Origin of the sequence: Kitasatospora sp. NPDC018619 (assembly GCF_044391605.1) — a bacterium.
GTDB lineage: Bacteria > Actinomycetota > Actinomycetes > Streptomycetales > Streptomycetaceae > Kitasatospora.
Genome location: NZ_JBISAI010000030.1, coordinates 45,674 through 71,401, shown reverse-complemented (window position 1 = coordinate 71,401; position 25,728 = coordinate 45,674). Strand labels below are relative to the sequence as shown.

The following is a 25,728-nucleotide window of genomic DNA, read 5'->3' as shown; positions in this document are numbered from 1 at the left end:
GGGCGGGTGCGGTGGGGGGGGGGGGGGGGGGGGGGGTGGGGGGGGTGGGGGGGGGGGGGGGGGGGGGGCCGCCGCGGGGGGGGGGGCGGGCGGGGGGGGGGGGCCCCCGGCCCGGCCCCGGTCGTCGGTGCCTCGGCCGTGGGTGCCCGGTCGTCGGGGCCGCGGCCGTGGACGCGTCGGTGTGGCGGTGCCTCGGCGTGTCAGTGCATCGCGACGGCGGAGGCGTCGCTCGGCAGGTCGCTGGCCTTGGCCTTGATCACGAAGACCGAGACCAGCAGGGCGACGGCCGCGAGCGCGGCGCCCACGATGAAGCCGTGCGATATGCCCTGGGTGAGCACGGTGTTGGCGGCGTCGGTGCCCTGGGGGAACTCGTGGTGCTGCTGGAGGTAGGCCAGCTGCTCCGGCTTCGCGGTCTCCATGAACTTCGGCAGCTGCGTGGCGGCCTCGGCCGTGGCGTAGTGCGCGAAGACCGTGGTCAGGATCGACAGGCCGAGCGAACCGCCGATCTGCTGCATCGAGTTGAGCAGGCCGGAGGCGGCGCCGGTCTCCTCGCCCGGGACACCCGCGACGGAGAGCAGCATCACCGGGACGAAGATCAGGCCCATGCCGAAGCCGAACACCACCGTGGGGCCGAGGACCCCGTCCAGGTAGCCGCTGTCCTTGCCCATCTGGGTCAGCCAGGTGAGGCCGACGGTGACCAGCAGCGCCCCGCCCGCCATGAAGGGCTTCGGCCCGTACCTGGCCTGGAGGTTGGAGGCGATCTGGGCGGCGGTGATGATCGCGACGCTGATCGGGAGGAAGGAGACCCCGGCCTTCAGCGGGCTGTAACCGAGCGGGCCCTGCACGAACAGCACGACGTAGAAGAAGATGCCGAACATGGCCGCGGCCATGCAGAGCATCATCACCAGGCCGCCGGTGCGGTTGCGGTCGGCGAACAGGTGCATCGGGGTGATCGGCTGGGCGGTGCGGTTCTCGACCACGAGGAAGGCGGCGATCAGGACGGCGCCGGCCGCGAAGGAGCCGAGCGTGATGCTGTCCGACCAGCCGTCCGAGGCGGCCCGGATGAAGCCGTAGACCAGGCCGACCAGGCCGAGCGTCGAGGTGAGGGCGCCGGGCAGGTCGAAGCGGCCCGGGTGGCGCTCGGACTCGGCGATGAAGCGCGGCGCGGCGATCGCGATCAGGACGGCGATCGGCACGTTGACGAAGAACACCCAGCGCCAGTTCAGGTACTCGGTGAGCAGGCCGCCGGCCAGCAGGCCGATCGCGGCGCCCGACCCGGCCACCGCCGAGAACACGCCGAAGGCCCGGTTGCGTTCCGGGCCCTCGTCGAAGTTGGTGGCGATCAGGGCGAAGGCGGTCGGGGAACAGATCGCGCCGCCGATGCCCTGGAGCGCGCGGGCGGCCAGCAGCAGGCTGCTGTCCTGCGCGAGCCCGCCGAGCAGCGAGGCCAGGCCGAACAGCAGCGTGCCGAAGATGAACACCCGGCGGCGGCCGAGGATGTCGCCCGCGCGGCCACCGAGCAGCAGCAGCCCGCCGAAGGTCAGGGTGTAGGCGTTGATGACCCAGGACAGGTCGGTGGTGGAGAAGCCGAGGGCGTCCCGGATGTGCGGCAGTGCGATGTTCACGATGGTCGCGTCGAGGACCACCATGAGCTGGGTGGCCGCGATGACGGTCAGGGTGATGCCCTTGCCCCGCCCCCGGCCCGTGGGTGGTGGTGGGTTCTTGCTGAGCGTGTCGGAGATAGCCACGAATGTGCCCCCTGCTGGCTATGTGCTCGGTGGTGCGGTTCCGGCGGAACGGCCGGGTCCGGGCGCGGCGCTGCGCCCTTGCGCAGGCCGGGAAGGAACGGGATCGTTCTCTAATCGGACGATATCCTGGCCGTGATTGTGAACGCAAGCGTTCCTTAAGGGTGGTGGCGATGGAGCGGTTGGTGCGGCGCCTGGTGGGGGACCGGTCCGGTCGACCGGGTGAGGCGGGTGCCGGTGCGGCTGCGGGTCCGGGCCCCGGGGCGGACGTGCAGCCGGGCGCCGAGCCGGGCTGCTGCCCGGTGCGGGTCGCCCACCAGGTGCTGACCCGGCCGGTGCGGCGCCGGGGGAAGGAACTGGAGACGGCGATCTTCGAGGCCGCGCTCGACCAGCTCACCTCCGGCGGATACGCGCGGCTGACGATGGAAGGGGTCGCCGGTGCGGCGCGGACCGGGAAGGCCGCGCTCTACCGGCGCTGGGCGTCGAAGGACGAGCTCGTCATCGACGCCCTCGACGCCACTCTGCCACGCCCCTACGAAACCCCGGACCTCGGGTCGGCACGTGACGAACTCCGGCAGCTCGTCGAGGGGTTCACCCAGGCGATGACCTCTCCGGTGGGCTCCGCGCTGAACGCGCTGATGGGGGAGATCGACCAGGAGCGGGCCGAGGTCTTCAAGGCCTTCGTCACCGACCGGGTCATCGAGCCGACCGCGCGGACCATCCTGGAGATCCTGCGCCGCGGCGCCGAGCGCGGCGACGTCCGGCCGGGTGCAGCCACCCCGCTGGTGGCGGACGTCATACCGGCGGTGCTGCTCTACCAGGTCAAGATCCGCGGACTGGAGAACATCGGGCCGGGCTTCGCCGGGCGGCTGGTGGACGAGGTGCTGGAGCCGATGATCCGGGCCTGAGGCGGGGCGGGGTGTTCCGGCGGGGCCGGCGGGGCCGGCGGGTGCGTTCGGCCTCGGTCGGGGCTCCCTGCTCCGGCGGGGCCGGGCCGGTGCGTTCGGCCTCGGTGGCTCCTGCTCCGGCGGGCGCGGCCCTCCGGCCTTCCGGCCGCCCGCGGCCCCCCGTCGGGTACCGGGGAGGCGGATTCGGTCGCCGCGGGCGGGCTTAGGCTGGAGGCTGCCCCCGCTGAACGGAAGCCGCCATGCCCATCGTCCCCCCGACGCACTCCGTCGAACGCTCGCTCCGCCGGGCCGGCGCCAAGATCGTCGTCGGCCTCGACGAGGTCGGGCGTGGCGCCTGGGCGGGCCCGGTCACCGTCGGGGCGGCCGTCACCGGTCTGCGCAGGGCGCCGGAGGGGCTGACCGACTCCAAGCTGCTCACCGAGCTGCGCCGGCAGGCGCTCGCGCCCGTCCTCGCCGACTGGGTCACGGCGTACGCGCTCGGGCAGGCCTCCCCGCAGGAGTGCGACGAACTCGGCATGACGGCCGCGTTGCGGCTGGCCGCCGTCCGCGCCCTGGAGGCGCTGCCGGTCGAACCGGACGCGGTGATCCTGGACGGCAAGCACGACTACCTCGGCGGCCCCTGGCGGGTACGCACGGTGATCAAGGGCGACCAGTCCTGCATCTGCGTCTCCGCCGCCTCGGTGCTCGCCAAGGTCCACCGCGACGGACTGATGGCCGAACTGGGCGACGGGTGCCCGGAGTACGGCTTCGCCGACAACGCCGGCTACCCGTCCCCGGTGCACCGCGCCGCGCTGGAGGAGCTCGGCCCCACCGAGCACCACCGGCTCTCCTGGGCGTACTTGGACGCACTGCCGAAGTGGCGCCACCTCAAGCGCGTCCGGGAGGTCGCGGGCGTCGCTCCGGGATCCGCGGACGAACAGTTGACGCTCGGTTTCTGACGTTCCGTCTGGAATTGCCCCGGGCGGGGACGGCAGGGGGCCGGTGCCCAAGGGGTGGGGTGCCCGTGCGCGTCCGACCGGCATTTGATAGATATCCGGGTATGCCTGTCTTCCCCGAGGAGCCGGAGATTCACGAGAGCCTCCCGGGCCCCGGCGTTCCCTTCCCACGCGAGTCGGACGCACAAGCCCCCGCCACCGCACCCACCACCGTCGCCGCTCCGGCCCCGGTGCCCGGCCCCCGTCCGGCGCCGCCGCGCCCGGCCCCGCCGAGCGCCGCCCGTCCGGGCCCGCCGCGCCTGATCCCCAAGCCCGGGCCGGCGCCGCGCCGTCCGGCCCCCGCCGCGCCGAAGGTGGAGGTCCAGCGGATCGCCGCCACCCCCGCGCAGGCGGTGGAGCTCGCCGACGACGCCGTCGACCGGCTGCTCGAAGCCGGCCGCAACCCGGGCGACGTCCTGGTGCTGACGGTCGGCGAGGCGCACCCCTGGCAGCAGCACGAGCTCTCCTTCGGCGAGGAGCGCTACTGGGCACAGCTCACCGAGGGCGGGGACGTGTTCTACGCGGACGCCGCGCTGACCCGCCCGGTCCGCCGTGAGGTGGTCGTCCTGGTGGTCAACGGGGGGCCGTCCGCCCGGGCCGCCGAGGCCTACGCCAAGGCGCTCGGCCACGCGACCGCGCTGCTCGTGGTCTGCGGCGACGCCGGTCCGGCCGCCGCGGCCGGAGCCGCGCCGGGCCGCCCGGTCAAGGCCTGACCGCAGTCGTCCGCTCCGGGCCCGGCGCCGCCGTACGGTGCCGGGCCCGGAGCCCGTACCGAGGCCCCGACGACCGCCGGTCGGCGGGTGGCCGCCAAGCGGACGGCCGGTGGGTGGCCCGGTGGGCGCGGAGCGGCGGGCCCGGTGGCTGCCGCCGCCTCAGCCCGTACCGGTGCGGCGGGGCGGCTCGACCCCCGCGATCCGCGTCCCGGCCCACGGGGGCTCGCCCTGCGGGGAGCGCGGCTGCGCCTCGCCGCGCCCGGCCTGGTCGGCCGCCGACGGGTGGGGGCGCTGCCCGCGCGGGGCCTCCAGGGCCGAGCGCGGCGGCAGTTCCGTCACCGTGTGCACCGGCCCCTCCGCCCAGGAACCCGCGTGCGGCTTGCGTCCGTTCCGCCCGTCCCCGAGCACCTGCCAGCCCGCCGGGGTGAGTCCGATGTACGCGCCGCACCGCAGCCCGTGCAGGACGGAGGCGTCCCGCAGTGCCCACATCCAGGCACCGTCCTGTTCGGTCCAGCCGGGCGCGCCGTCGCGGCAGCGCAGCAGCACGGCCGTCCGGATCGGCTCGGCCAGGCGCAGGTCGTGCGGGACGATCCGGCGCAGGTGCGCCAGCAGCGCGTTGCGGTGCTGCCAGCCGTCGGTGTCGTGCGGCCACGGGGTGAACGAGGCCGAGGCGACGAGGTGGTGGAGCGCGTCCAGGACGGCGACCACGACCGTGCCCGGCTGGGGCAGGTGGCGCTGGTGCAGTTCCAGGACGAACTCGCGGGGGTCGCGCAGCAACGGGATCCCCGAGGCGGCCCAGGCCTCCAGGTCCAGTACCCGTCTGGGTCCCGGGCCCCCGGAGAAGGGATGCTGACCTCGGTCGATACCGTTGATCACGGTCCTCCTTCCTGGCCCGTGGGCAGGCGGGTGCCTGGGTATGCCGAAGGGCGGGTCCAGCGGACCGGGTTTCGGGTACCTCCCAATTCTCGGGGCATCGGGGGCGGAGCGGCAATGATGGAATGATGAACGCCATCCGGTAGCCCATGGTCTGCCGGATATGTTCCACGGTGGTCCGAACGCCGCGGAGGTGCCGTCGGGCCTTGATCGACAACGCCCGGAGGGCGGGGCGAACCGTCGTCGGCACGATGACCACTCCTTTCTGGGACCGTTCGACATGCGTCGTCGAATGTGATCGAAATCGCTTCGCGAGAGCCTTTCTGCTAGGCCGTTCGGGTGGTGGGGAGGGGCTCCTGAGGCGGCTTTCCGCCGCTCGGTCACCCCTGCACGGCCAGCACCAGCGGGAGCACCGCGCTCGCCCCCGCCCGGCGCAGCAGCCGGGCGGCCACCGTGACCGTCCACCCCGAGTCGACGAGGTCGTCCACCAGCAGCACCGGCCCGCCGGCGGCCGCCACCGCCTGCTCGACCTCCGGCGGCAGGACCAGCGCGCCGGCCAGCGAGTGCAGCCGCTGGGCACTGTTGCTGCGGGCGCCGTGCGGGGGCAGCCCGCCCGCGTACTCGATCCGGCCGAGCAGCGGCAGCCGCCCGACCTCGGCGATCCGTGCGCCCAGGCTGCCGACCAGACGGGGCCGGGTGGAGGAGGCCATCGTCACCACACCGACCGGCCGCTCCAGCCGGGTGCCCTCCGTCGTCGCGGGCCCGGCCCAGCCGCCCGGGCCGCGGGCCCAGTCGGCGAGCACCGCCACCAGGGCGTCCACCGCCTCGCCGGGCACCGGCACGTCCGGCGCCTGCTCGGCGAGCAGGGCGCGCAGCCGGTTGCCCCAGCCGATGTCGGACAGCCGGCCGAGCGCCCGGCCGGTCTCCGCCTGCTCGCCCGCCGGGATCCGGCCCTTGAGCGGCACCCCGAGCGCGTCCATCCCGGTCGGCCAGAGCCGGCGCGGCTCGAAGCTCACTCCCGGGCGGCCGAGCGCGGCCCGGGCGGCGGCCAGCGCCTCGGCGGAGACGTCCGGGGTGTGCAGCGGGCCCGCGCAGTTGTCGCACCGGCCGCACGGCGCGGCCTGCTCGTCGTCCAGCTGACGGCGCAGGAACTCCATCCGGCAGCCGGTGCCCGCCGCATACTCGCGCATGGCCCGCTGCTCCGCCTCCCGGGAGGCGGCGACCTTGGCGTAGCGGGCGGTGTCGTACTCCCAGCTCTGGCCGGTGGCCGTCCAGCCGCCCTTCACCCGGCGGACCGCGCCGTCGACGTCGAGCACCTTGAGCATGGTCTCCAGCCGGGCCCGGCGCAGGTCCACCCGCGGTTCCAGCGCGGCGGTGGAGAGCGGCCGGCCGGCCTCGGCCAGGGCGTCGATGGTGCGCCGCACCTGCTCCTCCGGCGGGAAGGCCAGGGAGGCGAAGTAGCGCCAGATCGCCTCGTCCTCGCGGCCGGGCAGCAGCAGCACCTCGGCGCGGTCCACCCCGCGCCCGGCCCGGCCGACCTGCTGGTAGTAGGCGATCGGCGAGCTGGGCGAGCCGAGGTGCACCACGAAGCCGAGGTCGGGCTTGTCGAAGCCCATGCCGAGCGCGGAGGTGGCGACCAGCGCCTTGACCCGGTTGGCCAGCAGGTCGGCCTCGGCGGTGCGGCGCTCGGCGTCCTCGGTGCGGCCGGAGTAGGAGGCCACCGGGAAGCCGCGCTCGCGCAGGAAGGCCGTCACCTCCTCGGCGGCGGCCACTGTCAGGGTGTAGACGATGCCCGAGCCGGGGAGCCGGTCGAGGTGGTCGGCCAGCCAGGCGAGGCGGTGGGCCGGGTCGGGCAGGGAGAGCACGCCCAGGGTGAGGCTCTCCCGGTCCAGCGGCCCGCGCAGCACCAGGGCGTGCTCGTCGGCGGCGCCGGTGCCCAGCTGCTCGGCGACGTCCGCGGTGACCCGGGCGTTGGCGGTGGCGGTGGTCGCCAGCACCGGGACGCCGGCCGGCAGGTCCGCGAGCATGGTGCGCAGCCGGCGGTAGTCGGGGCGGAAGTCGTGCCCCCAGTCCGAGATGCAGTGGGCCTCGTCCACCACGAGCAGGCCGGTGGAGGCGGCGAGCTCGGGCAGTACCTGGTCGCGGAAGTCCGGGTTGTTCAGCCGCTCGGGGCTGACCAGCAGGATGTCGACCTTCCCGGCGGCGACCTCCTCCTGGATCCCGGCCCACTCCTCGGGGTTGGCCGAGTTGATGGTGCGGGCGTGGATTCCGGCCCGGCCGGCCGACTCGACCTGGTTGCGCATCAGGGCGAGCAGCGGCGAGACGATCACCGTCGGCCCGGCGCCGCGGGCCCGGAGCAGGGCGGTGGCGATGAAGTAGACCGCGGACTTCCCCCAGCCGGTGCGCTGGACGACGAGGGCGCGGCGGCGGTCGACCACGAGGGCCTCGATGGCCGTCCACTGGTCCTCGCGCAGGGTGGCCGCGGGGCCGGCGAGCTCGCGCAGGACGGCCTCGGCCCGCGCCCGGACCTCGGCGCGGTCGGTGGTGGTGGTGTGGGTGTCGGGCTGCTGCATGGCGTCCATGTAACCCCGTACCGCCGACAAGCGACGAATGCGGGGGCGGGGAAGCGGGCGAAGGCGGGGTGTATTTCATCCGCTGAGCTGCTGAACGGAAGTCAAAAACCACTCACCGGAGGGAGTTTTGCCTGCTCCGAATGAGTGAAGGGAAATTCGAGGCCGGAGTTATCCACAGGAAAGAAGTCATTTGCGGCATTGTCCGCGGATTGCGTCCACTCTTGCGGCCATGAACGCGATGAACAACGAACACGTCGTCCTGTCCCTCGGGCCGGCCTCCGCCCACCAGCAGGTCGTCCTGCGCGGTCCGGCCGACATGGCCGAGCTGCTCCCCTACTTCCTCGGCTTCTACCCCGACGACAGCATCGTCGCGGTGGGGCTCCACGGCCCCGGCCTGCACCAGGGCGGGGTGATCCGGGCGGACCTGCCGCGCGCGCCCGCGCAGTGGCCGGCCGCCGCGGAGGAGACGGCCGCCCTGCTGACCGCCCTCTCCGAGCGGCACGGCGCCCGGCCGCTCCAAGTGCTCCTCTACCTCTGCCGGGATCGCGGCGCCGCCCACGCCCCGCCCGTGGTGGACGGGCTGCGGCCCCTCGCGGAGGCCCTCAGGGCCGCCTTCGGGCGGCGGGGCGTGGCCGTCAAGGAGTCGCTGTGCGTCTCGGACGGCCGCTGGTGGTCCTTCCTCTGCCGCGGGGACGGCTGCTGCGACGCGGCGGGCAACCCGGTGCGGCGCGGCCCCGAGCCGGGGCCGGCGGCCGCCGCCGCGACGGTGGCCGGCCTGGTGCCGCGCGGCAGCCGGAAGGCCATCATCGGCGGGCTGGCGCCGGTCGGTCCGCCCGAGGGCGCCGTCCAGCGCGAGGCGCTCGCGCTGGCCGAGGCCGTCGACGCCCCGGCCCGGGAGCAGCGCATCGCCCTGCTCGACCAGGCGGTGGCCGAGTTCCAGGCCGGAGCCACGGAGCTCGACGCGGACCGCACGGCCCAGCTGCTGCTCGCCCTGCGGGACCGCCTGGTGCGGGATCGCGGCGTGGAGTACGTCCGGCCCGCCGAGCTGGCCCCGGCCGAGCGGCTCTGGCGCTTCCTCGCCCGGCGGGCCGTGCCGCCGTACGAGGGCTGCGCGGTGGCCCCGCTCACCCTGCTGGCCTGGACGTCCTGGGTCGCCGGGGACACGGCGACGGCCCGGGTCGTGCTCGGCCACGTCCTGCGGCTCGCCCCGGGGTACCTGCTGGCCGAGCTGCTCTACGAGTCGCTCAACGACGGCATGACGCCCGAGGGGCTGCTGGCCGCCGTGGAGGCCCAGCGCCGGCGGCGCGAGGAGCCCGGGGCCGCAGCGGCCCCGGCCGGGGTGCCGAGGCCGCCGAACGACGGGGCACCGGGGGGCGCGGTGCCGCCGCCGGCCGAAGGGGCGCCCCGCCGTGACGGACGGGGGCCGGGGCCGGCCGCCGGGGCGGGCGAGGCCTCCGTCGATCGGCCCGGACGGTCGGCGGGCGGCCGGCGGCACCGGCGGGGCGGCCGCCGGAAGGGCTCGTCCACCGCGCCGGCGCCGGTCGAGCCGGGCCCCGGCGCCCCCGCCGGCTCGGAAGGTCCCGAGCCGGACGGCGGCGGCGCCGGGGCGGTCGCCGTGCTGCCGGCGCCCGGGCACGCCGGGGCGGGCGGCGAGCGGTTCGCCCGGGGCCTGCGGCTCGGCCGGGCGCCGGTGTGCGCGCCCGCCGCCCGCCACCGCTGTCGGGGTGTCCGGCGGACGACGAGGGGGAGCCACCGTGCGCACTGAGCGGCCGTTCGCCGCGGCGCCGGCCTGCGGGCCGCTACGCCTCGCCGTGCGCCATCTTGATCAGGCGGTCCAGGACCGTGCCGCCGCTGACCCGCAGGCCGTCGTGCTCCCACTCGTTGGTGATCCAGGTCCGCAGGCCGCGCACCGCGCGGGCGGTCTCCAGCGAGTCGGCGGTGTCCACGTACATGTCGTCGTGGTACACCGCCGCCACGACCGGCACGGTGTTGGCGGCCAGCCGCGCCCGGTCGTACAGGTCGGGCCAGTCGGTGCGGGCGGCGAGCAGCTCCGCGGTCTCCTTCAGCGGGCGCAGCGCCGGGTCGGTGTCGAACATCCAGGGGTAGATCATCTCCCCGGTGAACAGCACCGGGGCGTCGGACTCCAGCGCGGCCCGGGCGTCGAACTGCGGGAACTCCTTGCGGACCCGCTCGGCGGCCCACCCGGTGCCGCCCTGGTCCACCGAGCGCTGGCCGTAGATCGACTCGTGCAGCAGCGCGTAGAGCGGGCCGCCCGCGAAGGACAGCTGGGCCTGGGCGCCGGCCAGGAAGGTGTCGGAGAGCTCGGGCCCGGCCGCGCCCTCCACCCAGGCCTCCTCCAGGAGGTAGTGCAGCGTGCCGGATCCGCTGCCGCCGCCGAGCAGCAGGCCGAGCGCCTGGAACGCCTCGACGGTGAGCAGTCCGCCGTCCGGCAGGGTGGCGGGGGAGTCGGCGAGGTGGGCCGCGATCCGGCGCACCGCCTGGACGTCCTGCGGGAACCGCGCGTAGTGGCCCTCGTTCTTGCCGACCACCCGCGGGTACGCGGCGCGGTAGACGTCGTCGGCCGAGCTGCCCAGGCCGGCCAGGCCGCCGGTGATGAAGGCCTCGGTCAGGCCTTCGGGGGCGATGGAGAGGTAGGTGAGGGTGCAGAAGCCGCCGAAGCTCTGGCCGAGCACGCTCCAGCGGCGGTCGGCGCCGAGCAGCCGGGCGCGGATCAGCTCGGCGTCCCGGACGATCGAGTCCGCGCGGAAGTGGGCCAGGTAGTCGGCCTGCTCCTGGGGGCCGCCGCGCCGGGCGAGGGTCTGCCGGGTCGCGGGGGTGGACCGTCCGGTGCCGCGCTGGTCCAGCAGGAGCACCCGGTAGTCGGTCAGGGCGCGCTCCAACCAGGACTCCCGGCCGAGCGGCCGGGGGGACTTCCCACCGGGCCCGCCCTGCAGGAAGACCAGCCAGGGCAGGTCGTCCCGCTCGCGGCCTGCGGCCACCACCTCGCGGGCGTACACCTCGATCTGCTCGCCCTGGGGGGCGGCGTGGTCGAGCGGCAGCTGGAACAGGTGGTCGGTCGTGACAATCCCGGGCAGCCGGCTGATGGTGGACATGCAACTCCTCGGTCTCTGCTGGTCACAGCGGTGGCGTCGCGGTTCACGGGGTCACCGGGTGCGGGGGCCGCGACCCCCGCACCGTATCCTGGCGGCGGTCGAGCACCGGTTCGACCATCCTGTCCGTCCGGCCGGGCGGCCGACCCCGGCCCATGAGCGGCCCGAGCCGGCCCCACCGCGGCCGCAGTACGAGCGCCGGCCCGGCCCACGGACGGTGACGCGCCCGCGGCCAGGCCCCGACGACGTTCCGACGGGAGCGGTGCGACCACCCGGCGGAGCCGCTCCGACCAGCGGCGCGGCGGCGGGGCGTGACCTGGCGGCGGTGTGCGGCGTTGACCTCGGGGACCTGTGCCCCGCTCCGGCGGGGCCGGCCGGTGGGTGGTGCGGGCCGGGCCGCCCGGGCCCCGGCGACGGTCGGCGGTCGCGTGCGGCCCCGCGGCCGGTGGCCACCACGGGGCCGGGTGCCCGGCGGGCACGGGCTGTGGGGGAAGGGCGTCACCGGCGGGCCGGGGCGCCGGACCTGACGGTGTGCCGGGCGGGTGCGCGGTGCGGGGCCCGGGACGAAGGCACGGCGCGCCGGTACCGGCCCGGTACCGAGCACCGCATGGCACGACCCGCCATCGGGTACGGCCAGGAACGGCACACCCGCCGTCGGGACGGCCCCGTCGGCCCGGCATCATCAGCACGCGATCGAGCATGCTCGCGGCCCACCGGCCTGACCCGGCCACCGGACCGCCGAGGGGAGGAGAGTCCGGTGACCGCCATGAGGCCACCCCAGGCCATGCCGGCCGAGAGCGTGGTCGGCGCGCCGCCCAGGCCGGTGGGCCGCCCCGACCAGGCTGCGGCAGCAGCCGGGCCCGCGGGCGCACCCCTCGGTCCGGGCCGAGCCGGGCCCCCGCCGCGCCCGCAGCCGCCCGCCGTGCACCACTCGGTGATCTGCGTCAACGCCCCGGCGATGGCGGCCTCCGGCCCCGACGGCCAGTTGCGCGGCCACGGCCTGCACGGCTTCTACCGCAACGGCGTCCGGGTGCTCGCCCGGATGGAGCTGCGGCTGGGCGGCATGGAGCCGCTGCCGCTCCTGGGCACCCTGACCAGCACCGCCCAGGCGCGCTTCCTCGGCGCCGTCCGCGTGCCCGGGGACCTCGACCCGGATCCGGCGCTCACCGTCGAGCGGCTGCGGCACGCGGACGGCGTGGAGACGGTGGTCGTGCGCAACACCGGCCCGCGGCCCGCCCGGCTCCCACTGGAGATAGCCCTCGGCACCGACCTCGGCCCGGTCGCCGAGATCGCAGCCGGCCACCGCCAGCCCGACCTGCCGGGCCAGGTGCAGTCCGCCGGACTGCGCTGGACGGGCCCGGTGCACAGCGCCGTGGTGAGCGCCCAGCCCTCCCCGCACGCCGTCCTGGCCGGTGCCGGAGTGCTCCGCTGGGACCTGGAGGTCCAGCCCGGCGCCCGCTGGTCGGTCGAGCTGCACAGCGCGCTGGAGACCGCCGCCGGCGGCCCGCGCCCGCCGGGCGGCCGCGGCTCCGGTGTCCCGCTGCCCTGGTCCGAGCCGGAGGTCCGCAGCGACGACCCCCGGGCAGCCCTGCTGGTCTCCCGCTCGCTGGACGCCCTCGGCGGGCTGCTGTTCGCTGACCCGGACCGCCCGACCGACCTCTACCCGGCCTCCGGCGCCCCCTGGCGCTTCGGCCTCGCTCCGGCCGACGCGCTCTGGGCCGCCCGGTTGACCCTCCCGCTCGGCACCCGGCTGGCGGCCGGCACCCTCCGGGCGCTGGCCCGCCGCCAGCAGCCCGCCGCCCCGGGCCGTACCGAGGGCCTGCTGCCCGGCGCCCTGCGCCACGGCGGCCCCGAGCTGCCGCCCACCTGCACCGCCACCGAGGCGACGTTGCTGTTCGTCACGGTGCTGGCCGAGGCCTGGCGCTGGGGGCTGCCCCCGGCGGAGGTCGCCGAGCTGCTGCCGGCCGCCGAGCGGGCGCTGGCCGCCCTGCGCGAGGGCCTGGTCGACGGCTTCGTCACCGACCTGAGCCGCCCGGCCGAGGAGCGCTCCGCCCACCCGGTCGCCGCCCGCGCCGAAGTCCAGGCGCAGGCCCACCGCGCCGCCCTGCACGGGGCCGAGCTGCTGGAGGCCTTCGGCCGCCCGGGCGCCGAGGAGTGGCGCGGTTGGGCCGCGGCGCTGCGCGGGCGCTTCCGCGAGCGGTTCTGGGTCGACGACCTGTCCGGCGGCCGCCCCGCGGCCGGGCTGGCCCCGGGTGGCCAGCCGCTGCCCGCGCTCGCCTCCTCCCTGGTGCACCTGCTGGACACCGGGCTCGCCGTCGACGGCGGCCGGCACGAGAGCCTGCTGGACCGTGAGCAGACCAGGCTGCTCTCCCAGCGCCTGGTCGCGCCGGAGCTGGACAGCGGCTGGGGTCTGCGGACCCTGAGCGCCAAGTCCCCCCGTTTCAACCCGCTGGGCCACCGCGGCGGTGCGGTGCGGGTCCACGAGACGGCACTGGCGGTCGCCGGGCTGGCCGAGGCCGGTCACGAGAACGAGGCCGGCGCGCTGCTGGAGGGCCTGCTCGCGGCGAGCGCCCACTTCGAGGGACGGCTGCCGGAGATGTACGCGGGGGAGCAGCGCACCCCCGGCTGCCCACCGGTGCCGCACCCGGCCGCCTGCCGCCCGGCGGCGGTCTCCGCCGCCGGGGCCGTGCACGCGGTGTTCGCCCTCGCCGGCGTCCGGCCCGACGTCCCGGGCGGCCGGGTGCTCGTCCGCCCGGCCAGCACCGCGCCGCTCGGCGAGCTGGAGCTGACCGGCCTGCGGGTGGCGGGAGAGCCCTTCTCCGTCCGGGTGAGCCGGATCGGCGTGGCGATGGTGGAGGAGGCGTCCGTGGACCTGCAACTCGTCGCCCGCTGACCCCACCGCCGGTGACGCCGGGTCACCGGCGGTGGGGCCGGACGGCGATGCGCATCCCCGTCCGGGCCTGTGCTTATCGTCAGAAAGACGACTATGATCGTGGCCATGTCGCGTTACGATCCGTCGGCCTTCCCCCCGTTCGCTGTCACGGTTGACCTGGTGGTGCTGACGGTGCGCGACCACTCGCTCTGCGCCCTGCTGGTCAGACGGGGCGAGCCGCCGTACCAGGGGTACTGGGCGCTGCCCGGCGGCTTCGTCCGCCCGGACGAGGGGCTGGCCGAGGCAGCCTCCCGCGAGCTGGCCGAGGAGACCGGCCTGCGCGCCCACACCGCCCCCGGCCACGACGCGGTCGGCCCCGGTACGGCCGGCGCCCACCTGGAACAGCTCGCCACCTACGGCCACCCGCAGCGCGACCCCCGGATGCGCGTGGTCAGCGTCGCCTACCTGGTGCTGGCCCCCGACCTGCCGACGCCCCGGGCCGGCGGCGACGCCAGCAGCGCCCGCTGGGCCCCCGTCGGCGAGCTCCTCGGAAACGACCCGGCCGACGGCGTCCCGCTCGCCTTCGACCACGGCCTGATCCTCGCCGACGGTGTGGAGCGCGCCCGCTCCAAGATCGAGTACTCCTCCCTCGCCACCGCCTTCTGCCCCACCGAGTTCACCGTCGGCGAGCTGCGCCGGGTCTACGAGGCGGTCTGGGGCGTGGTGTTGGACCCGCGGAACTTCCACCGCAAGGTCACCGGCACCCCCGGTTTCCTGCTGCCCTCGGGCGGCACCACGACCCGTCAGGGCGGCCGCCCCGCCCAGCTGTTCACTCCCGGCGGAGCGACCGTCCTCAACCCGCCGATGCTCCGCCCGGAGGCCTGAACCCTGCCGGTCGGGTCCGGGCCTGTGGGCCGAGGGTCGGCCCGTGGTGGGGTGGGGTGTTCTGGTCGGGGCTGAGCCGCGTCGGTGCTGGGGCGGGTCGGTGCTGGGCCGGGTGCGTGCGGAGGCAGAGTCGGGCCCGGCCGGAGGGCCGAACGGCCCGGTCCGGCTGCGTAGCCGGGGGCGGCGGCGCAGAGTGTCGGTGAACGCTCCGGCCGCCGGGCCGGAGGCCCCGGACCCAGAGAGCCCCGTGATGGCCACCAACGACTGCGCCGACCGGCGAAGCCTCATCGAGAGACTGGCAGCGGACTACCGGAGCCTTGACGAGACCACCACGGTCACGGAGGAGGAACTGGCCGCGATGCAGGCCGAGCGGGCGGCGCCCGAGGCGATCGCCGTCGTGGAGGAGCGGCTGGCCGCCGAGCGGGAGCGGCTGGGCGAGATCACGGCCGAGGGCCGGGCCGCTGTCGACGCGTTCCGCGCGGCCTGCGGTGGCGAGCAGCTCCCACCGCTGCCCTGGCCCTCCCGGTAGGCGGAGCCGCCCCCTTCAGCCGAACCACCGGGCCCCGAAACGGGCCGATCGCCCGTGAATCGCAGGATCGGATTGTCCCCTGATCGGGTGAGGTGGGCAGTCGGCGGGCCCGTGCCGTTCCCGTAATGCCCGGAATAGCCTTCGCCGCCCCCTAATGTGCTGGCGCGGAGCCGCGCGGGTGCAGGCCCGCCCGTCAGGGGCGCTCCGCGACGAACAGGCCGGCCGAGGGCACGGGAGCAGCCAGCGATGATCCAGATCACCGGACTGACCAAGGTCTATCGCAAGGGCGCTCCGCCCGCGCTGCTCGATCTGACCTTCGACGCCCGGCCGGGCACGGTGACCGCGCTGCTCGGCGCGGAGGGCGCGGGCAAGTCCACCGCCCTGCGGCTCATGCTCGAACTCGAACGCGGCCAGGGCGTCACCCTCTTCGACGGCCGCCCCTACCGCCGGCTGCGCCACCCCGAGCGCGAGGTCGGGGTACTGCTGCCCGGCGCCGGTGGGGCCGCGATGGCCGGCCACCCGGGCCGCAAGGCGCGCAGCCACCTGCGGATGCTCGCCGCGGCCGTCGGCGTCCCGTCCCGGCGGGCCGACGAACTGCTGGAACAGACCAGGCTGGCCGCCGTCGCCGGGCAGCGGCTGCGCACCTTCTCGCCCGGCATGCACCGCCGTCTGGCCCTGGCGACCGCCCTGCTCGGCGACCCGGGCACGCTCCTGCTGGACGGGCCGGCCGACGGCCTGTCACCGCGCAACGTCGAATGGTTCCACTCCTTCCTGCGCTCCTTCGGCGCGGCCGGCGGCACGGTCCTGGTGACCACCCGCACCCCGCAGGAGGCCTCGCAGCTCGCGGACCGGGTGGTCACGCTGGACCGTGGCCGACTGGTGGCCGACCAGCCGGTGGCGGAGTTCCGGCGGACCAGGCTCAGCCCCGAAGTGGCCGTCCGCGGGCCGCAGATGGCGCGGTTGGCGGACCTGCTGGTGAGCCAGGGCGCGGACGTCCGGCGGGACGGCAGCGTGGGCCTGGCGGTGGCCGGCATCGACCGTAGCGAGATCGGCGAACTCGCCTACCGCCACGGGATCCTGTTGCACGAACTGGCCGACCGGGTGGTCGAGCAGCCGGCGCCGCGGGGGGTCCTGCCGGTCGGCTCGGGCCGTTCCGGCCACCTCCGCGTCCACTCGGAGCCCGGGACGGGGTCGAAGCCGGAGCCGAACCCGGAGCCGGGCCAGGAGCTGATCCCGGAGCCGACAGCCGAGGCCCCGGCCCCGGGCGCCCCCGAGCAGGCCGCCGAACCGGCCGCCGTGCCCGTGTCGGCGGAAGCAGCCGCCACGGCCGCCCCCGCCCCCACCGCCCCCACGGCCACCGGCGCCCCGGAGCACAGCGCCCGTCGCCCCCGGGAGGACGGCTCCCTGCCCGCCCGTGCGTTGCCCGCCGTGGCCGTCGCCGCCGCCCTCCCCGCCGCCGCGCTGCCCGCCGCCGCGCTGCCCGCCCTCGGCTCGGTCGGCCGCCGCCGTAGGCCGGCCGCTCCGACTGCGGCCGAGGCGCCGGCCGAACCCGCCCCCGCCCCCACCGTCGCCGTCGACCGGCTCTTCCGCGACGACCCGGCTCCGGCCCCGCCGCACCCGCAGCCGCAGCCGCACCCGCCCGCGAGGGTCCGCCCCCCGGGCCGCCGGGCGAGCGCCGCTGAGCTGCCGACCGACGACACCGTCCGCCTCCGGCGCCCCGCCTCGGGCGCGACCGCCGTGCGGGCCTCCGCCGCCCACACCCCCGACGGCCCTGCCGCGCCCGCCCTCCCCGCCGCGCCGGCCCTCCCCGCTGCATCCGCCCTCCCCCCCGTCCCCGCAGCCCCCACCGTCCCCGCCACCCCCGACGACCACCGGAGCGAGTGAACCGTGCGTGTCCTGGCCTACGAGCTGCGCCGCCTGCGCGGCCTGCGTTCCACCTGGCTGCTGCTCGCCGCCGTGCTGCTCGGCGACGCCGTGGTGGCCGCCGTGCTGGCCGGGCAGGCCCCGAACGGCCCGCTGGCCGCCGCGGCCGGGGTGCGGCTGCTGACCGCCGCCGTCCCGCTGGTCCCGCTGCCCTTCGCGGCGCTCGGTGCGGGGGTGCTGGGCGCCCTCTCGTACGGGCACGAGGTGCGCCACCCGGGGCTGCCGGCCTCGCAGGTCTCGTACCCGCGCCGGGTGCGGCTGCTGCTGGCCAAGCTGCTGGTGATCGGCCCGGTGGCGGCCGCGCTGGCGCTGGCCACCCTGCTGCTCGACACGGTGGCCGTCCACCTCGCGCTGCCGCAGGGCGTCACCGTGCCGGCCTGGTCGGACCCGGCCGCGCCGTCGGGCCGGGTGTCCGAGGTGCTGACCGGCGCCGGGCTGTCCGGGCCGGCCGACCTGCCGGGCGCGTTCGCCCCGTTCGCGCTGACGCTCGGCCACGGGGTGCCCGCCGCCCTGCTGGCCTTCGTCCTGCTCACCGTGGTGGCCGGGTGGACCGGGGTGCTGACGGCCTCGCTGACCCGCAGCGCCGCGGCCGGAGTGCTGCTGCTGTGCGCGCTGCCGCCGCTGCTGGAGTCCGGTGTCGCCCTGCTGCTGCGCCACACCGGCCGGCCGTGGCCGACCAGGGCGGCCGAGCTGCTGCCGTTCCAGTCCGGGATCGAGTGGGCCTACGGCTGGGTGTACGGCGGTGCGCACCGGGCGGTGGCGGGGAGCGCGGCGCTGTCCGATCCGGCGCTGCTCGCCGCGGTGGGGGCGCCCGCGGCACTGCTGCTGCTCGCGGCCCTGGCGGTCCAGGCCCGCCGCCGCGCCCTGTAGGCGGTGGCGTCGCCGACCTCGGGCCGGCGGCGCTCCGGGGAGGTCCCGCCCGGCTCAACCAAGATCGACCAGCAGTGACCGCAATGCGCGTTTCTTCCTGATAAGAAGTCAATTATCCAGTCACGGTCGATCACCCTTTCGTGTGCTTTTCACGAGAATTCTCAAGCCACGCCTGCCGATCGCCGACAAAGGAGGCGTGAGTACCCTTGCGCACCCCACCATGACCCCCGCCCGTTCCGCCGACGGAGCGATCCACGGCCCCGGCGACCTGGACCGCTTCACGTACGCCGACCGGCCGACCCCCCCGGCACCCCGCTGGGAGGGCGCCGAGTCCGACATCGCCCGGGTCGGCCGGAAGACCACCAGCAGCCGCGGTCGCGGCCTGCACGGCCAGCTGGTCCAGCAACTCGGCCAGATGATCGTCTCCGGCGACCTCGGGGCCGACCGCCCGCTGGTGCCCGAGGAGATCGGCCAGCGGTTCGAGGTCTCCCGGACGGTCGTCCGCGAGTCGCTGCGCGTGCTGGAGGCCAAGGGCCTGGTCAGCGCCCGGCCGAACGTCGGCACCCGGGTCCGCCCCGTCGGCGACTGGAACCTCCTGGACCCGGACATCATCGAGTGGCGCGCCTTCGGCCCGCAGCGGGACGAGCAGCGCCGGGAGCTGTTCGAGCTGCGCTGGGCGATCGAGCCGCTGGCCGCCCGGCTCGCCGCCGGCCACGGCCGGGAGGACGTCCAGCAGCGCCTGGGCGAGCTGGTCGAGATCATGGGGCACGCCGCCTCCCAGGCGGACCTCTCGACCTACACCCGGGCCGACGCGGAGCTGCACGGTCTGGTCCTCCAGATGGCCGGGAACCGGATGCTGGAGCACCTGTCGGGGATCGTGGCCTGCGCGCTGCAGGTCTCGGGCGGCCCGGCGATCTCCTGCGAGCGCCCCTCCGAGTCCTCGGTCGGCCTGCACGCCCGGCTGGTGGACGCGCTGGGCGCGGGCGACGGCACCGCGGGCGAGGCCGCGATGCGGGCGCTGCTCACCGTCCATCCCGAGATCGAGCCGTCCGTCCCCGCGCCCAGGGAGCACTGAGCGGGCTGTTTCCACGAGCGGAGGCGCCGGACGGTGGCGGCCCCGCTCCGCCAGGGCCCTCCGGTCGCACCGCGCGGCGCAGCCGGAGGGCCTCCGCACGCCGCCCCCGGCCCGACAGGGGAAAGGCCGGCCCCCCACCCGGCGGCTCGCCCGGTTGTCCGCGGCAGGGATCGCCCTCGACACGGATCGCCCACGACGCGGATCGCCGGCAACACGGACCGCCGACCACACGGAGCGCCGACGACAAGATTTGTCCATGACAAAGGCCTGCCCCGCCGGTGCGCGATGATGGAAGCGGCCCCGGGTCGCGGCGCCGGACGGTGTGACCCGCGACACGAAGGCCATGCGTAACACTTGACGAGTAGCAGCGATGTGTCCTGAGCGGGAGCAGCTCCGGAATACTCCAACATGTCAGAATGCTGTGTTGGTCCGCGGCGCTGCTGCCGTCCTGCAAACCCAGTCCTCAAGCCCGAGTCGGTCGGAATCGACACCGCGCGCCCGGCGCGCGATCTCCTTCCCCGCCCGCTCGGGCGGCCGGTACGGGTTCGAGTCCACTCATCGTCCGAGAGGTTGTTCGTGTCGGCCAGCACATCCCGTTCGCTTCCCCCCGAGATCGCCGAGTCCGCGGCTCTGCTGGCGCTCATCGAGCGGGGCAAGGCCCAGGGGCAGATCGCCGGTGACGACGTGCGCCAGGCGTTCGAGGCGGACCAGATCCCGGTCACCAAGTGGAAGAACGTCATGCGCAGCCTCAACCAGGTGCTGATTGAGGAGGGGGTGGACCTCATGGTCAGCGCGGCCGAACCGGCCGGCGCCAAGCGCAAGAGCGTCGCTGCCAAGAGCCCCACCAAGCGCACCGCCACCAAGGCTGTCACCACCCGGACCCCGGCCGCCCCGTCGGCCCCGACCAAGCCCCCCGTGCGGATCGCCCCCGGCGCCCCCGTCGCGGCTCCGGCCGTCGCCGCCGCCGCGGCCCCGGCCCCCACCGTCTCCGCCGACATCACCGCCGAGCCGGCGGCCGGTGTCGCCGCCGAGCTGAAGGCGGCCCCCGCCAAGAAGGCCGCCCCGGCCAAGAAGGCCGCGGCGAAGAAGGCCGCCGCGCCGGCCAAGAAGACCGCCGCCAAGAAGACCGCGGCCGGCAAGGCCGCCAAGGGCGACGAGGAGCTGCTCGGCGAGGAGGAGCTGCTCGAGGACGTCGCGCTGCCCGGTGACAAGGCCGAGGCCGAGGGCACCGGTCCGGAGGAGGAGTCGGAGGGCTTCGTCCTCTCCGACGACGACGAGGACGACGCGCCGGCCCAGCAGGTCGCCGTCGCCGGCGCCACCGCCGACCCGGTCAAGGACTACCTGAAGCAGATCGGCAAGGTCCCGCTGCTCAACGCCGAGCAGGAGGTCGAGCTCGCCAAGCGCATCGAGGCCGGCCTGTTCGCCGAGGACAAGCTCTCGGCTGCCGACAAGCTCGCCCCGAAGCTCAAGCGCGAGCTGGAGATCATCGCCGAGGACGGCCGCCGGGCCAAGAACCACCTGCTGGAGGCCAACCTCCGCCTGGTGGTCTCGCTGGCCAAGCGCTACACCGGTCGCGGCATGCTCTTCCTGGACCTGATCCAGGAGGGCAACCTCGGTCTGATCCGTGCGGTCGAGAAGTTCGACTACACCAAGGGCTACAAGTTCTCCACCTACGCCACCTGGTGGATCCGCCAGGCGATCACCCGCGCCATGGCCGACCAGGCCCGCACCATCCGCATCCCGGTGCACATGGTCGAGGTCATCAACAAGCTGGCCCGCGTCCAGCGCCAGATGCTCCAGGACCTGGGCCGCGAGCCCACCCCGGAGGAGCTGGCCAAGGAGCTCGACATGACCCCCGAGAAGGTCATCGAGGTCCAGAAGTACGGCCGCGAGCCGATCTCGCTGCACACCCCGCTGGGCGAGGACGGCGACAGCGAGTTCGGTGACCTGATCGAGGACTCCGAGGCGGTCGTCCCGGCCGACGCGGTCTCCTTCACCCTGCTCCAGGAGCAGCTGCACTCGGTGCTGGACACCCTGTCCGAGCGCGAGGCGGGCGTGGTCTCGATGCGCTTCGGCCTGACCGACGGCCAGCCGAAGACGCTGGACGAGATCGGCAAGGTGTACGGGGTCACCCGTGAGCGCATCCGCCAGATCGAGTCGAAGACCATGTCGAAGCTGCGCCACCCGTCGCGCTCCCAGGTGCTGCGCGACTACCTGGACTGATCGACGGCAGTCGTCCCACGCGAAGGCCCGGAGCCGCACGGCTCTGGGCCTTCGGGCTGTCCGGGTCGGGCGCGTCAGCGTCCGGGTGGCGGTTGTCGCTCGTCCGGGTGGCGGTACGGCGGGAAGCGGTCGCACCGTGTAGCCGGTCACCTACGCTGTGCCGGTTGCCTGCTTCCGACCCTCTGGAGTCACGGTGCCGACCGAGCCGGACCGCACTGACCTGCCGACGCCCACCCCGCTCCCAGCGGATCTCGCCGACCCTGCCGGACCGGCCGCCGACCGGGCGGGCCGCCGCCGCAGGGCCGCCGTGCTGGCGCTGCTCGCCGCCGTGCCCGTCCCGTTGGTCGCCCTCGGCACCGCGGCGCCGGCCGAGGCGCAACGCCGGGTGGTCGGCGGCACCACGGTGAGCACCGCGGACCACCCGTGGATCGTGGCGCTCTCCAGCCGCCAGCAGTTCGGCAACGGCCGCTCCGGCCAGTTCTGCGGGGGCGCGCTGGTCACCCCGACCAAGGTGGTGACGGCCGCGCACTGCTTCTACGACGAGGGCAGGGGCCGGGTGGACCGGCCGGGCCTCAAGGTGGTGGTGGGGCGGGACGACCTGCGCGGCACGGCCGGCCGCGAGGTGGCGGTGCGGTCGGTCTGGATCCACCCCGACTACTCCTTCGCCGCCAACATGAACGACGTCGCGGTGCTCACCCTCGCCGAGTCCCAGGGCGCCCGGCCGGTGGTCGGGCTGGTCGGCCAGGGCGAGACGGAGCCGTACGCGGCCGGGACCACGACCCAGGTGTACGGCTGGGGGGACACCACCGGCCGGGGCGACTACTCGCCCGTGCTGCGCGGGGTGTCCGTGCCGATCGTGCCCGACCACGCCTGCGCGCAGGCCTACCCGGGCGGGCAGGACGGCAAGTTCGACGCGCGGGGCATGGTCTGCGCGGGCGAGGAGAGGGGCGGCAAGGACGCCTGCCAGGGCGACAGCGGCGGCCCGATGGTCGTCGACGGCCGGCTGGTGGGCCTGGTGTCCTGGGGGACGGGCTGTGCCGAGGCGGGCCACCCGGGCGTCTACACCAGGCTGTCCTCGGTCGCGGACGCGGTGCGCACGGTGCTGTGAGGGCCCGAGGACGGGGTGCGCACGGTGCTGTGAGGGCCCGAGGACGGGGTGCGCACGGTGTTGTGAGGGCCTGCGCACGCGGTGCGCACGGTCGGCGGGCCTCGCGGCGGGTGAGCGTGCGGTCACGGACCGGCGCCGGAACCTGACGCCGCGTCGGCTCCCGTCAGGCCGTACCGTCGCCGGGCCCGGGAGGGCGGCCGACGGCCCCGGAGTACAGCAGGGCCGGGCGGTCGGCCCCCGAAGGGGTCAGCCGCCCGGCCCACCGGTCGCGCGCGGTGCGCGACCGGACACAGCTCGACGCTGTCTGCTGCTGGTGGCGCCCGGGATCAGCGCTCGTCGTCCGTGGCCGTGGCCGTGGCCGTCGTGGTGAGACGGCCGCTCTCGTCCTGTATCTCCACGGCGATCTTCTTGAGCTCGGGCTCGAACTTCCGGCCATGGTGGGCGCAGAAGAGCAGCTCTCCACCGCTGGCGAGTACGACGCGCAGGTAGGCCTGGGCGCCGCAGCGGTCGCAGCGGTCAGCCGCGGTGAGCGGGCTCGCAGGGGTCAGAACAGTAGTCACGTCGCCTCTTCTCTAGCTCGACGAGCTGTCGTACCAGGGTCAACATCCAACCAGGCCGAAAACGTTCCCGCTCGTGGCTTTTCTTCTCTGAGGATTCTGCTGTGTTGATGAGGACGTGCCCCGGGTGCCGGTGGTTCATGCGTGCCGGACGCCGGGATCCGCCCGTCGCTCGAACGCCCGATCGGGATCGGGTGCGAGGTCCGCGTAGCATAATCCTCTGCCGGGTTGGAGCATAAGCCCCGCCCCGGGCCCCGGTAGCCTGCATAACGGCAGTTCCGGAGCCTGCGCCGGGCCCCACGATCCGCCAGGACCGGTGGTACCGGGAGGAGATGGCGCCCCCGGGGCCCGCAGCCGGGTGCGGTGCTTGTTCGCGCAGCGCGTACAAGCTGCGCGGGGCCGGTCCGTCGTGCTGTGCACCCGCTGCGGGGGTTCGGGCACGCAGGGCGACGGCTGTCGGTGCGGCGTGCTGCACTGGCGTTTGGTCCGGATGCGTCCGGATGTGACCGATGAGACAGATCTTCACCGAGGAGAGTGCCGCGTGAGTGCCGAAACGACCGTGCCGTCCGCGCTGCTGGCCGGCGACGACGGTTCCAACTACACCGCGCGGCACCTGCTCGTCCTGGAGGGCCTGGAGGCCGTCCGCAAGCGCCCCGGCATGTACATCGGCTCGACCGACAGCCGCGGCCTCATGCACTGCCTCTGGGAGATCATCGACAACTCCGTCGACGAGGCGCTCGGCGGCCACTGCGACCGGATCGAGGTCCTGCTGCACCCCGACTCCTCGGTCGAGGTCCGGGACAACGGCCGCGGCATCCCGGTCGACGTCGAGCCCAAGACCGGGCTGTCCGGCGTCGAGGTCGTGATGACCAAGCTGCACGCCGGCGGCAAGTTCGGCGGCGGCTCCTACGCGGCCTCCGGCGGTCTGCACGGCGTCGGCGCCTCGGTCGTCAACGCGCTCTCCGCCCGGCTGGACGTCGAGGTCGACCGCGGCGGGCACACCCACGCGATCAGCTTCCGCCGCGGCACCCCCGGCATCTTCACCGAGACCAGCCCGGACGCGCCCTTCGAGCCCGGCAACGGCCTGACCCGCACCCGCAAGGTGCCGAAGGCCCGCACCGGCACCCGGATCCGCTACTGGGCCGACCGGCAGATCTTCCTCAAGGACGCCAAGCTCTCCCTGGAGACGCTGCACAGCCGCGCCCGGCAGACCGCCTTCCTCGTCCCCGGCCTGACCATCGTGGTGCGTGACGAGCGGATCACCGAGAGCGACCAGGTCGAGGAGTCGGTCTTCCGCTACGACGGCGGCATCGCCGAGTTCTGCGAGTTCCTGGCCCCCGACAAGCCGGTCTGCGACGTGCTGCGGCTGCGCGGCGAGGGCACCTTCAAGGAGACCGTGCCCGTCCTGGACGACCTCGGCCACATGACCCCGACCGAGGTCACCCGCCACCTCGGGGTGGACATCGCGCTGCGCTGGGGCGCCGGCTACGACACCACCCTGCGCTCCTTCGTCAACATCATCGCCACCCCCAAGGGGGGCACCCACGTCACCGGCTTCGAGCGCTCGCTGGCCAAGACGGTCAACGAGGCGCTGCGCGCGAGCAAGCTGCTGCGCGTCGCCGAGGACGACATCACCAAGGACGACGCCACCGAGGGCCTCACCGCGGTGGTCACCGTCCGGCTCGCCGAGCCGCAGTTCGAGGGCCAGACCAAGGAGGTGCTCGGCACCTCGGCGGCCAACCGGATCGTGGCCGCCGTCGTCGCCAAGGAGCTCAAGGCCTTCCTCACCTCGGCCAAGAAGGACCAGAAGCTCCAGGCCCGGGCCGTGCTGGAGAAGGTCGTCGCGGCCGCCCGCACCCGGGTCGCCGCCCGGCAGCACAAGGAGGCCCAGCGCCGCAAGACGGCGCTGGAGACCAGCTCGCTGCCGGCCAAGCTGGCCGACTGCCGCAGCGACGACGTCGACCGCAGCGAGCTGTTCATCGTCGAGGGGGACTCCGCGCTCGGCACCGCCAAGCTCGCCCGCAACTCCGAGTTCCAGGCGCTGCTGCCGATCCGCGGCAAGATCCTCAACGTGCAGAAGGCCTCGGTGAGCGACATGCTCAAGAACGCCGAGTGCGCCGCGATCATCCAGGTGATAGGAGCCGGCTCCGGCCGCACCTTCGACATCGACCAGGCCCGCTACGGCCGGGTCATCTTCATGGCCGACGCCGACGTCGACGGCTCGCACATCCGCACCCTGCTGCTCACCCTCTTCCACCGCTACATGCGGCCGATGGTCGAGCAGGGCCGGGTGTTCGCCGCCGTGCCGCCGCTGCACCGGATCGAGCTCACCAACCCCAAGCGCGGCCAGGAGAAGTACCACTACACCTACTCCGACGCCGAACTGCGCTCCACCCTGCTGGAGTTCCAGCGCAAGAACCTGCGCTGGAAGGAGCCGGTGCAGCGCTACAAGGGCCTGGGCGAGATGGACGCCGACCAGCTGGCCGAGACCACCATGGACCCGCGCCACCGCACGCTGCGCCGGATCAACCTGGGGGACCTGGAGCAGGCCGAGAGGATCTTCGACCTGCTGATGGGCAACGACGTCGCCCCGCGCAAGGAGTTCATCGTGGACTCGGCGGCCACGCTGGACCGCTCGCGCATCGACGCCTGACGCGCCCCGCCCGGCGACGGGCCCCCCCCCCCCCGGGGGGGGGGGGGGGGGGCGGGGGGGCCCCCCGGGGGGCCCCCCGGCCCAGCGGCGGGGCACCCCGGGGGCCGGGGGGGGGGGTGGTGCGCCACAGCCCGACC

18 protein-coding genes are annotated in these 25,728 nt (G+C 75.3%); 13 read left to right on the top strand and 5 right to left on the bottom strand.

What is annotated here, in order from left to right:
* Nucleotides 1-200 precede the first annotated feature (200 nt).
* Nucleotides 201-1,748, bottom strand: coding sequence for an MFS transporter (locus tag ACH5AR_RS31810; RefSeq protein WP_396304997.1), 1,548 nt, complete (start codon nucleotides 1,746-1,748; stop codon nucleotides 201-203).
* Between the two features lie 266 nt (nucleotides 1,749-2,014).
* Between ACH5AR_RS31810 and ACH5AR_RS31805 the strand changes: the two genes are divergently transcribed.
* The 3 genes from ACH5AR_RS31805 to ACH5AR_RS31795 all read left to right on the top strand — a co-directional run bounded on the left by ACH5AR_RS31805 (nucleotide 2,015) and on the right by ACH5AR_RS31795 (nucleotide 4,340).
* Nucleotides 2,015-2,653 carry a TetR/AcrR family transcriptional regulator gene (locus ACH5AR_RS31805; RefSeq protein WP_396304996.1) on the top strand — a complete coding sequence of 213 codons (639 nt, stop codon included), beginning with the start codon at nucleotides 2,015-2,017 and terminating at the stop codon, nucleotides 2,651-2,653.
* Between the two features lie 239 nt (nucleotides 2,654-2,892).
* Nucleotides 2,893-3,591 carry a ribonuclease HII gene (locus tag ACH5AR_RS31800; RefSeq protein WP_396304995.1) on the top strand — a complete coding sequence of 233 codons (699 nt, stop codon included), beginning with the start codon at nucleotides 2,893-2,895 and terminating at the stop codon, nucleotides 3,589-3,591.
* Nucleotides 3,592-3,692: 101 nt separating this feature from the next.
* A complete protein-coding gene (locus ACH5AR_RS31795; protein WP_396304994.1) occupies nucleotides 3,693-4,340 on the top strand; it encodes a hypothetical protein in 648 nt (215 codons plus the stop codon).
* Nucleotides 4,341-4,499: 159 nt separating this feature from the next.
* Here ACH5AR_RS31795 and ACH5AR_RS31790 read toward each other — a convergent pair whose 3' ends face one another.
* Together ACH5AR_RS31790 and ACH5AR_RS31785 are read right to left on the bottom strand one after the other, a co-directional pair.
* Nucleotides 4,500-5,213 (bottom strand): hypothetical protein, encoded by a 714-nt coding sequence (locus tag ACH5AR_RS31790; protein ID WP_396305005.1) that lies wholly within the window; start codon nucleotides 5,211-5,213, stop codon nucleotides 4,500-4,502.
* Between the two features lie 380 nt (nucleotides 5,214-5,593).
* A complete protein-coding gene (locus ACH5AR_RS31785; protein WP_396304993.1) occupies nucleotides 5,594-7,786 on the bottom strand; it encodes a DEAD/DEAH box helicase in 2,193 nt (730 codons plus the stop codon).
* Between the two features lie 229 nt (nucleotides 7,787-8,015).
* Here ACH5AR_RS31785 and ACH5AR_RS31780 point away from each other — a divergent pair, with 229 nt between their 5' ends.
* A complete protein-coding gene (locus tag ACH5AR_RS31780; RefSeq protein ID WP_396304992.1) occupies nucleotides 8,016-9,551 on the top strand; it encodes a DUF4192 family protein in 1,536 nt (511 codons plus the stop codon).
* A 34-nt stretch (nucleotides 9,552-9,585) separates the two neighbouring features.
* Here ACH5AR_RS31780 and ACH5AR_RS31775 read toward each other — a convergent pair whose 3' ends face one another.
* Nucleotides 9,586-10,899 carry an alpha/beta fold hydrolase gene (locus ACH5AR_RS31775; RefSeq protein WP_396304991.1) on the bottom strand — a complete coding sequence of 438 codons (1,314 nt, stop codon included), beginning with the start codon at nucleotides 10,897-10,899 and terminating at the stop codon, nucleotides 9,586-9,588.
* Between the two features lie 763 nt (nucleotides 10,900-11,662).
* Between ACH5AR_RS31775 and ACH5AR_RS31770 the strand changes: the two genes are divergently transcribed.
* The 8 genes from ACH5AR_RS31770 (at nucleotide 11,663) to ACH5AR_RS31735 (ending at nucleotide 22,381) form a co-directional block, all read left to right on the top strand.
* Nucleotides 11,663-13,789: a glycogen debranching N-terminal domain-containing protein gene (locus ACH5AR_RS31770; protein ID WP_396305004.1), complete on the top strand. Its 2,127-nt coding sequence runs from the start codon at nucleotides 11,663-11,665 to the stop codon at nucleotides 13,787-13,789.
* Between the two features lie 105 nt (nucleotides 13,790-13,894).
* Nucleotides 13,895-14,653, top strand: coding sequence for an NUDIX domain-containing protein (locus tag ACH5AR_RS31765; RefSeq protein WP_396304990.1), 759 nt, complete (start codon nucleotides 13,895-13,897; stop codon nucleotides 14,651-14,653).
* 250 nt (nucleotides 14,654-14,903) lie between these two features.
* Entirely contained in the window at nucleotides 14,904-15,182 is a 279-nt protein-coding gene (locus ACH5AR_RS31760) for a hypothetical protein (RefSeq protein WP_396304989.1), read from the top strand.
* Between the two features lie 246 nt (nucleotides 15,183-15,428).
* Nucleotides 15,429-17,066 (top strand): ATP-binding cassette domain-containing protein, encoded by a 1,638-nt coding sequence (locus tag ACH5AR_RS31755; protein WP_396304988.1) that lies wholly within the window; start codon nucleotides 15,429-15,431, stop codon nucleotides 17,064-17,066.
* Between the two features lie 3 nt (nucleotides 17,067-17,069).
* On the top strand, nucleotides 17,070-17,975 hold the full coding sequence (locus ACH5AR_RS31750; protein WP_396304987.1) for a hypothetical protein: 906 nt from the start codon (nucleotides 17,070-17,072) through the stop codon (nucleotides 17,973-17,975).
* Between the two features lie 142 nt (nucleotides 17,976-18,117).
* The gene (locus tag ACH5AR_RS31745; protein ID WP_396304986.1) at nucleotides 18,118-19,050 is read left to right on the top strand and encodes a FadR/GntR family transcriptional regulator; all 933 of its coding nucleotides are present in this window, start codon (nucleotides 18,118-18,120) and stop codon (nucleotides 19,048-19,050) included.
* Between the two features lie 576 nt (nucleotides 19,051-19,626).
* Nucleotides 19,627-21,273: an RNA polymerase sigma factor gene (locus ACH5AR_RS31740; RefSeq protein WP_396304985.1), complete on the top strand. Its 1,647-nt coding sequence runs from the start codon at nucleotides 19,627-19,629 to the stop codon at nucleotides 21,271-21,273.
* 307 nt (nucleotides 21,274-21,580) lie between these two features.
* The gene (locus tag ACH5AR_RS31735; RefSeq protein ID WP_396305003.1) at nucleotides 21,581-22,381 is read left to right on the top strand and encodes a S1 family peptidase; all 801 of its coding nucleotides are present in this window, start codon (nucleotides 21,581-21,583) and stop codon (nucleotides 22,379-22,381) included.
* Nucleotides 22,382-22,707: 326 nt separating this feature from the next.
* Here ACH5AR_RS31735 and ACH5AR_RS31730 read toward each other — a convergent pair whose 3' ends face one another.
* A complete protein-coding gene (locus tag ACH5AR_RS31730; RefSeq protein ID WP_396304984.1) occupies nucleotides 22,708-22,941 on the bottom strand; it encodes a hypothetical protein in 234 nt (77 codons plus the stop codon).
* Between the two features lie 538 nt (nucleotides 22,942-23,479).
* Between ACH5AR_RS31730 and ACH5AR_RS31725 the strand changes: the two genes are divergently transcribed.
* Entirely contained in the window at nucleotides 23,480-25,591 is a 2,112-nt protein-coding gene (locus tag ACH5AR_RS31725; protein ID WP_396304983.1) for a type IIA DNA topoisomerase subunit B, read from the top strand.
* Nucleotides 25,592-25,728 lie beyond the last annotated feature (137 nt).

What these genes read in the sequence shown, in the direction of transcription:
- ACH5AR_RS31800 (WP_396304995.1), top strand. Translation starts at nt 2,893, where the DNA reads ATGCCCATCGTCCCCCCGACGCACTCCGTCGAACGCTCGCTCCGCCGG.
- ACH5AR_RS31795 (WP_396304994.1), top strand. Translation starts at nt 3,693, where the DNA reads ATGCCTGTCTTCCCCGAGGAGCCGGAGATTCACGAGAGCCTCCCGGGC.
- ACH5AR_RS31785 (WP_396304993.1), bottom strand. Translation starts at nt 7,786, where the DNA reads ATGCAGCAGCCCGACACCCACACCACCACCACCGACCGCGCCGAGGTC.
- ACH5AR_RS31780 (WP_396304992.1), top strand. Translation starts at nt 8,016, where the DNA reads ATGAACGCGATGAACAACGAACACGTCGTCCTGTCCCTCGGGCCGGCC.
- ACH5AR_RS31775 (WP_396304991.1), bottom strand. Translation starts at nt 10,899, where the DNA reads ATGTCCACCATCAGCCGGCTGCCCGGGATTGTCACGACCGACCACCTG.
- ACH5AR_RS31770 (WP_396305004.1), top strand. Translation starts at nt 11,663, where the DNA reads ATGAGGCCACCCCAGGCCATGCCGGCCGAGAGCGTGGTCGGCGCGCCG.
- ACH5AR_RS31765 (WP_396304990.1), top strand. Translation starts at nt 13,895, where the DNA reads ATGTCGCGTTACGATCCGTCGGCCTTCCCCCCGTTCGCTGTCACGGTT.
- ACH5AR_RS31760 (WP_396304989.1), top strand. Translation starts at nt 14,904, where the DNA reads ATGGCCACCAACGACTGCGCCGACCGGCGAAGCCTCATCGAGAGACTG.
- ACH5AR_RS31755 (WP_396304988.1), top strand. Translation starts at nt 15,429, where the DNA reads ATGATCCAGATCACCGGACTGACCAAGGTCTATCGCAAGGGCGCTCCG.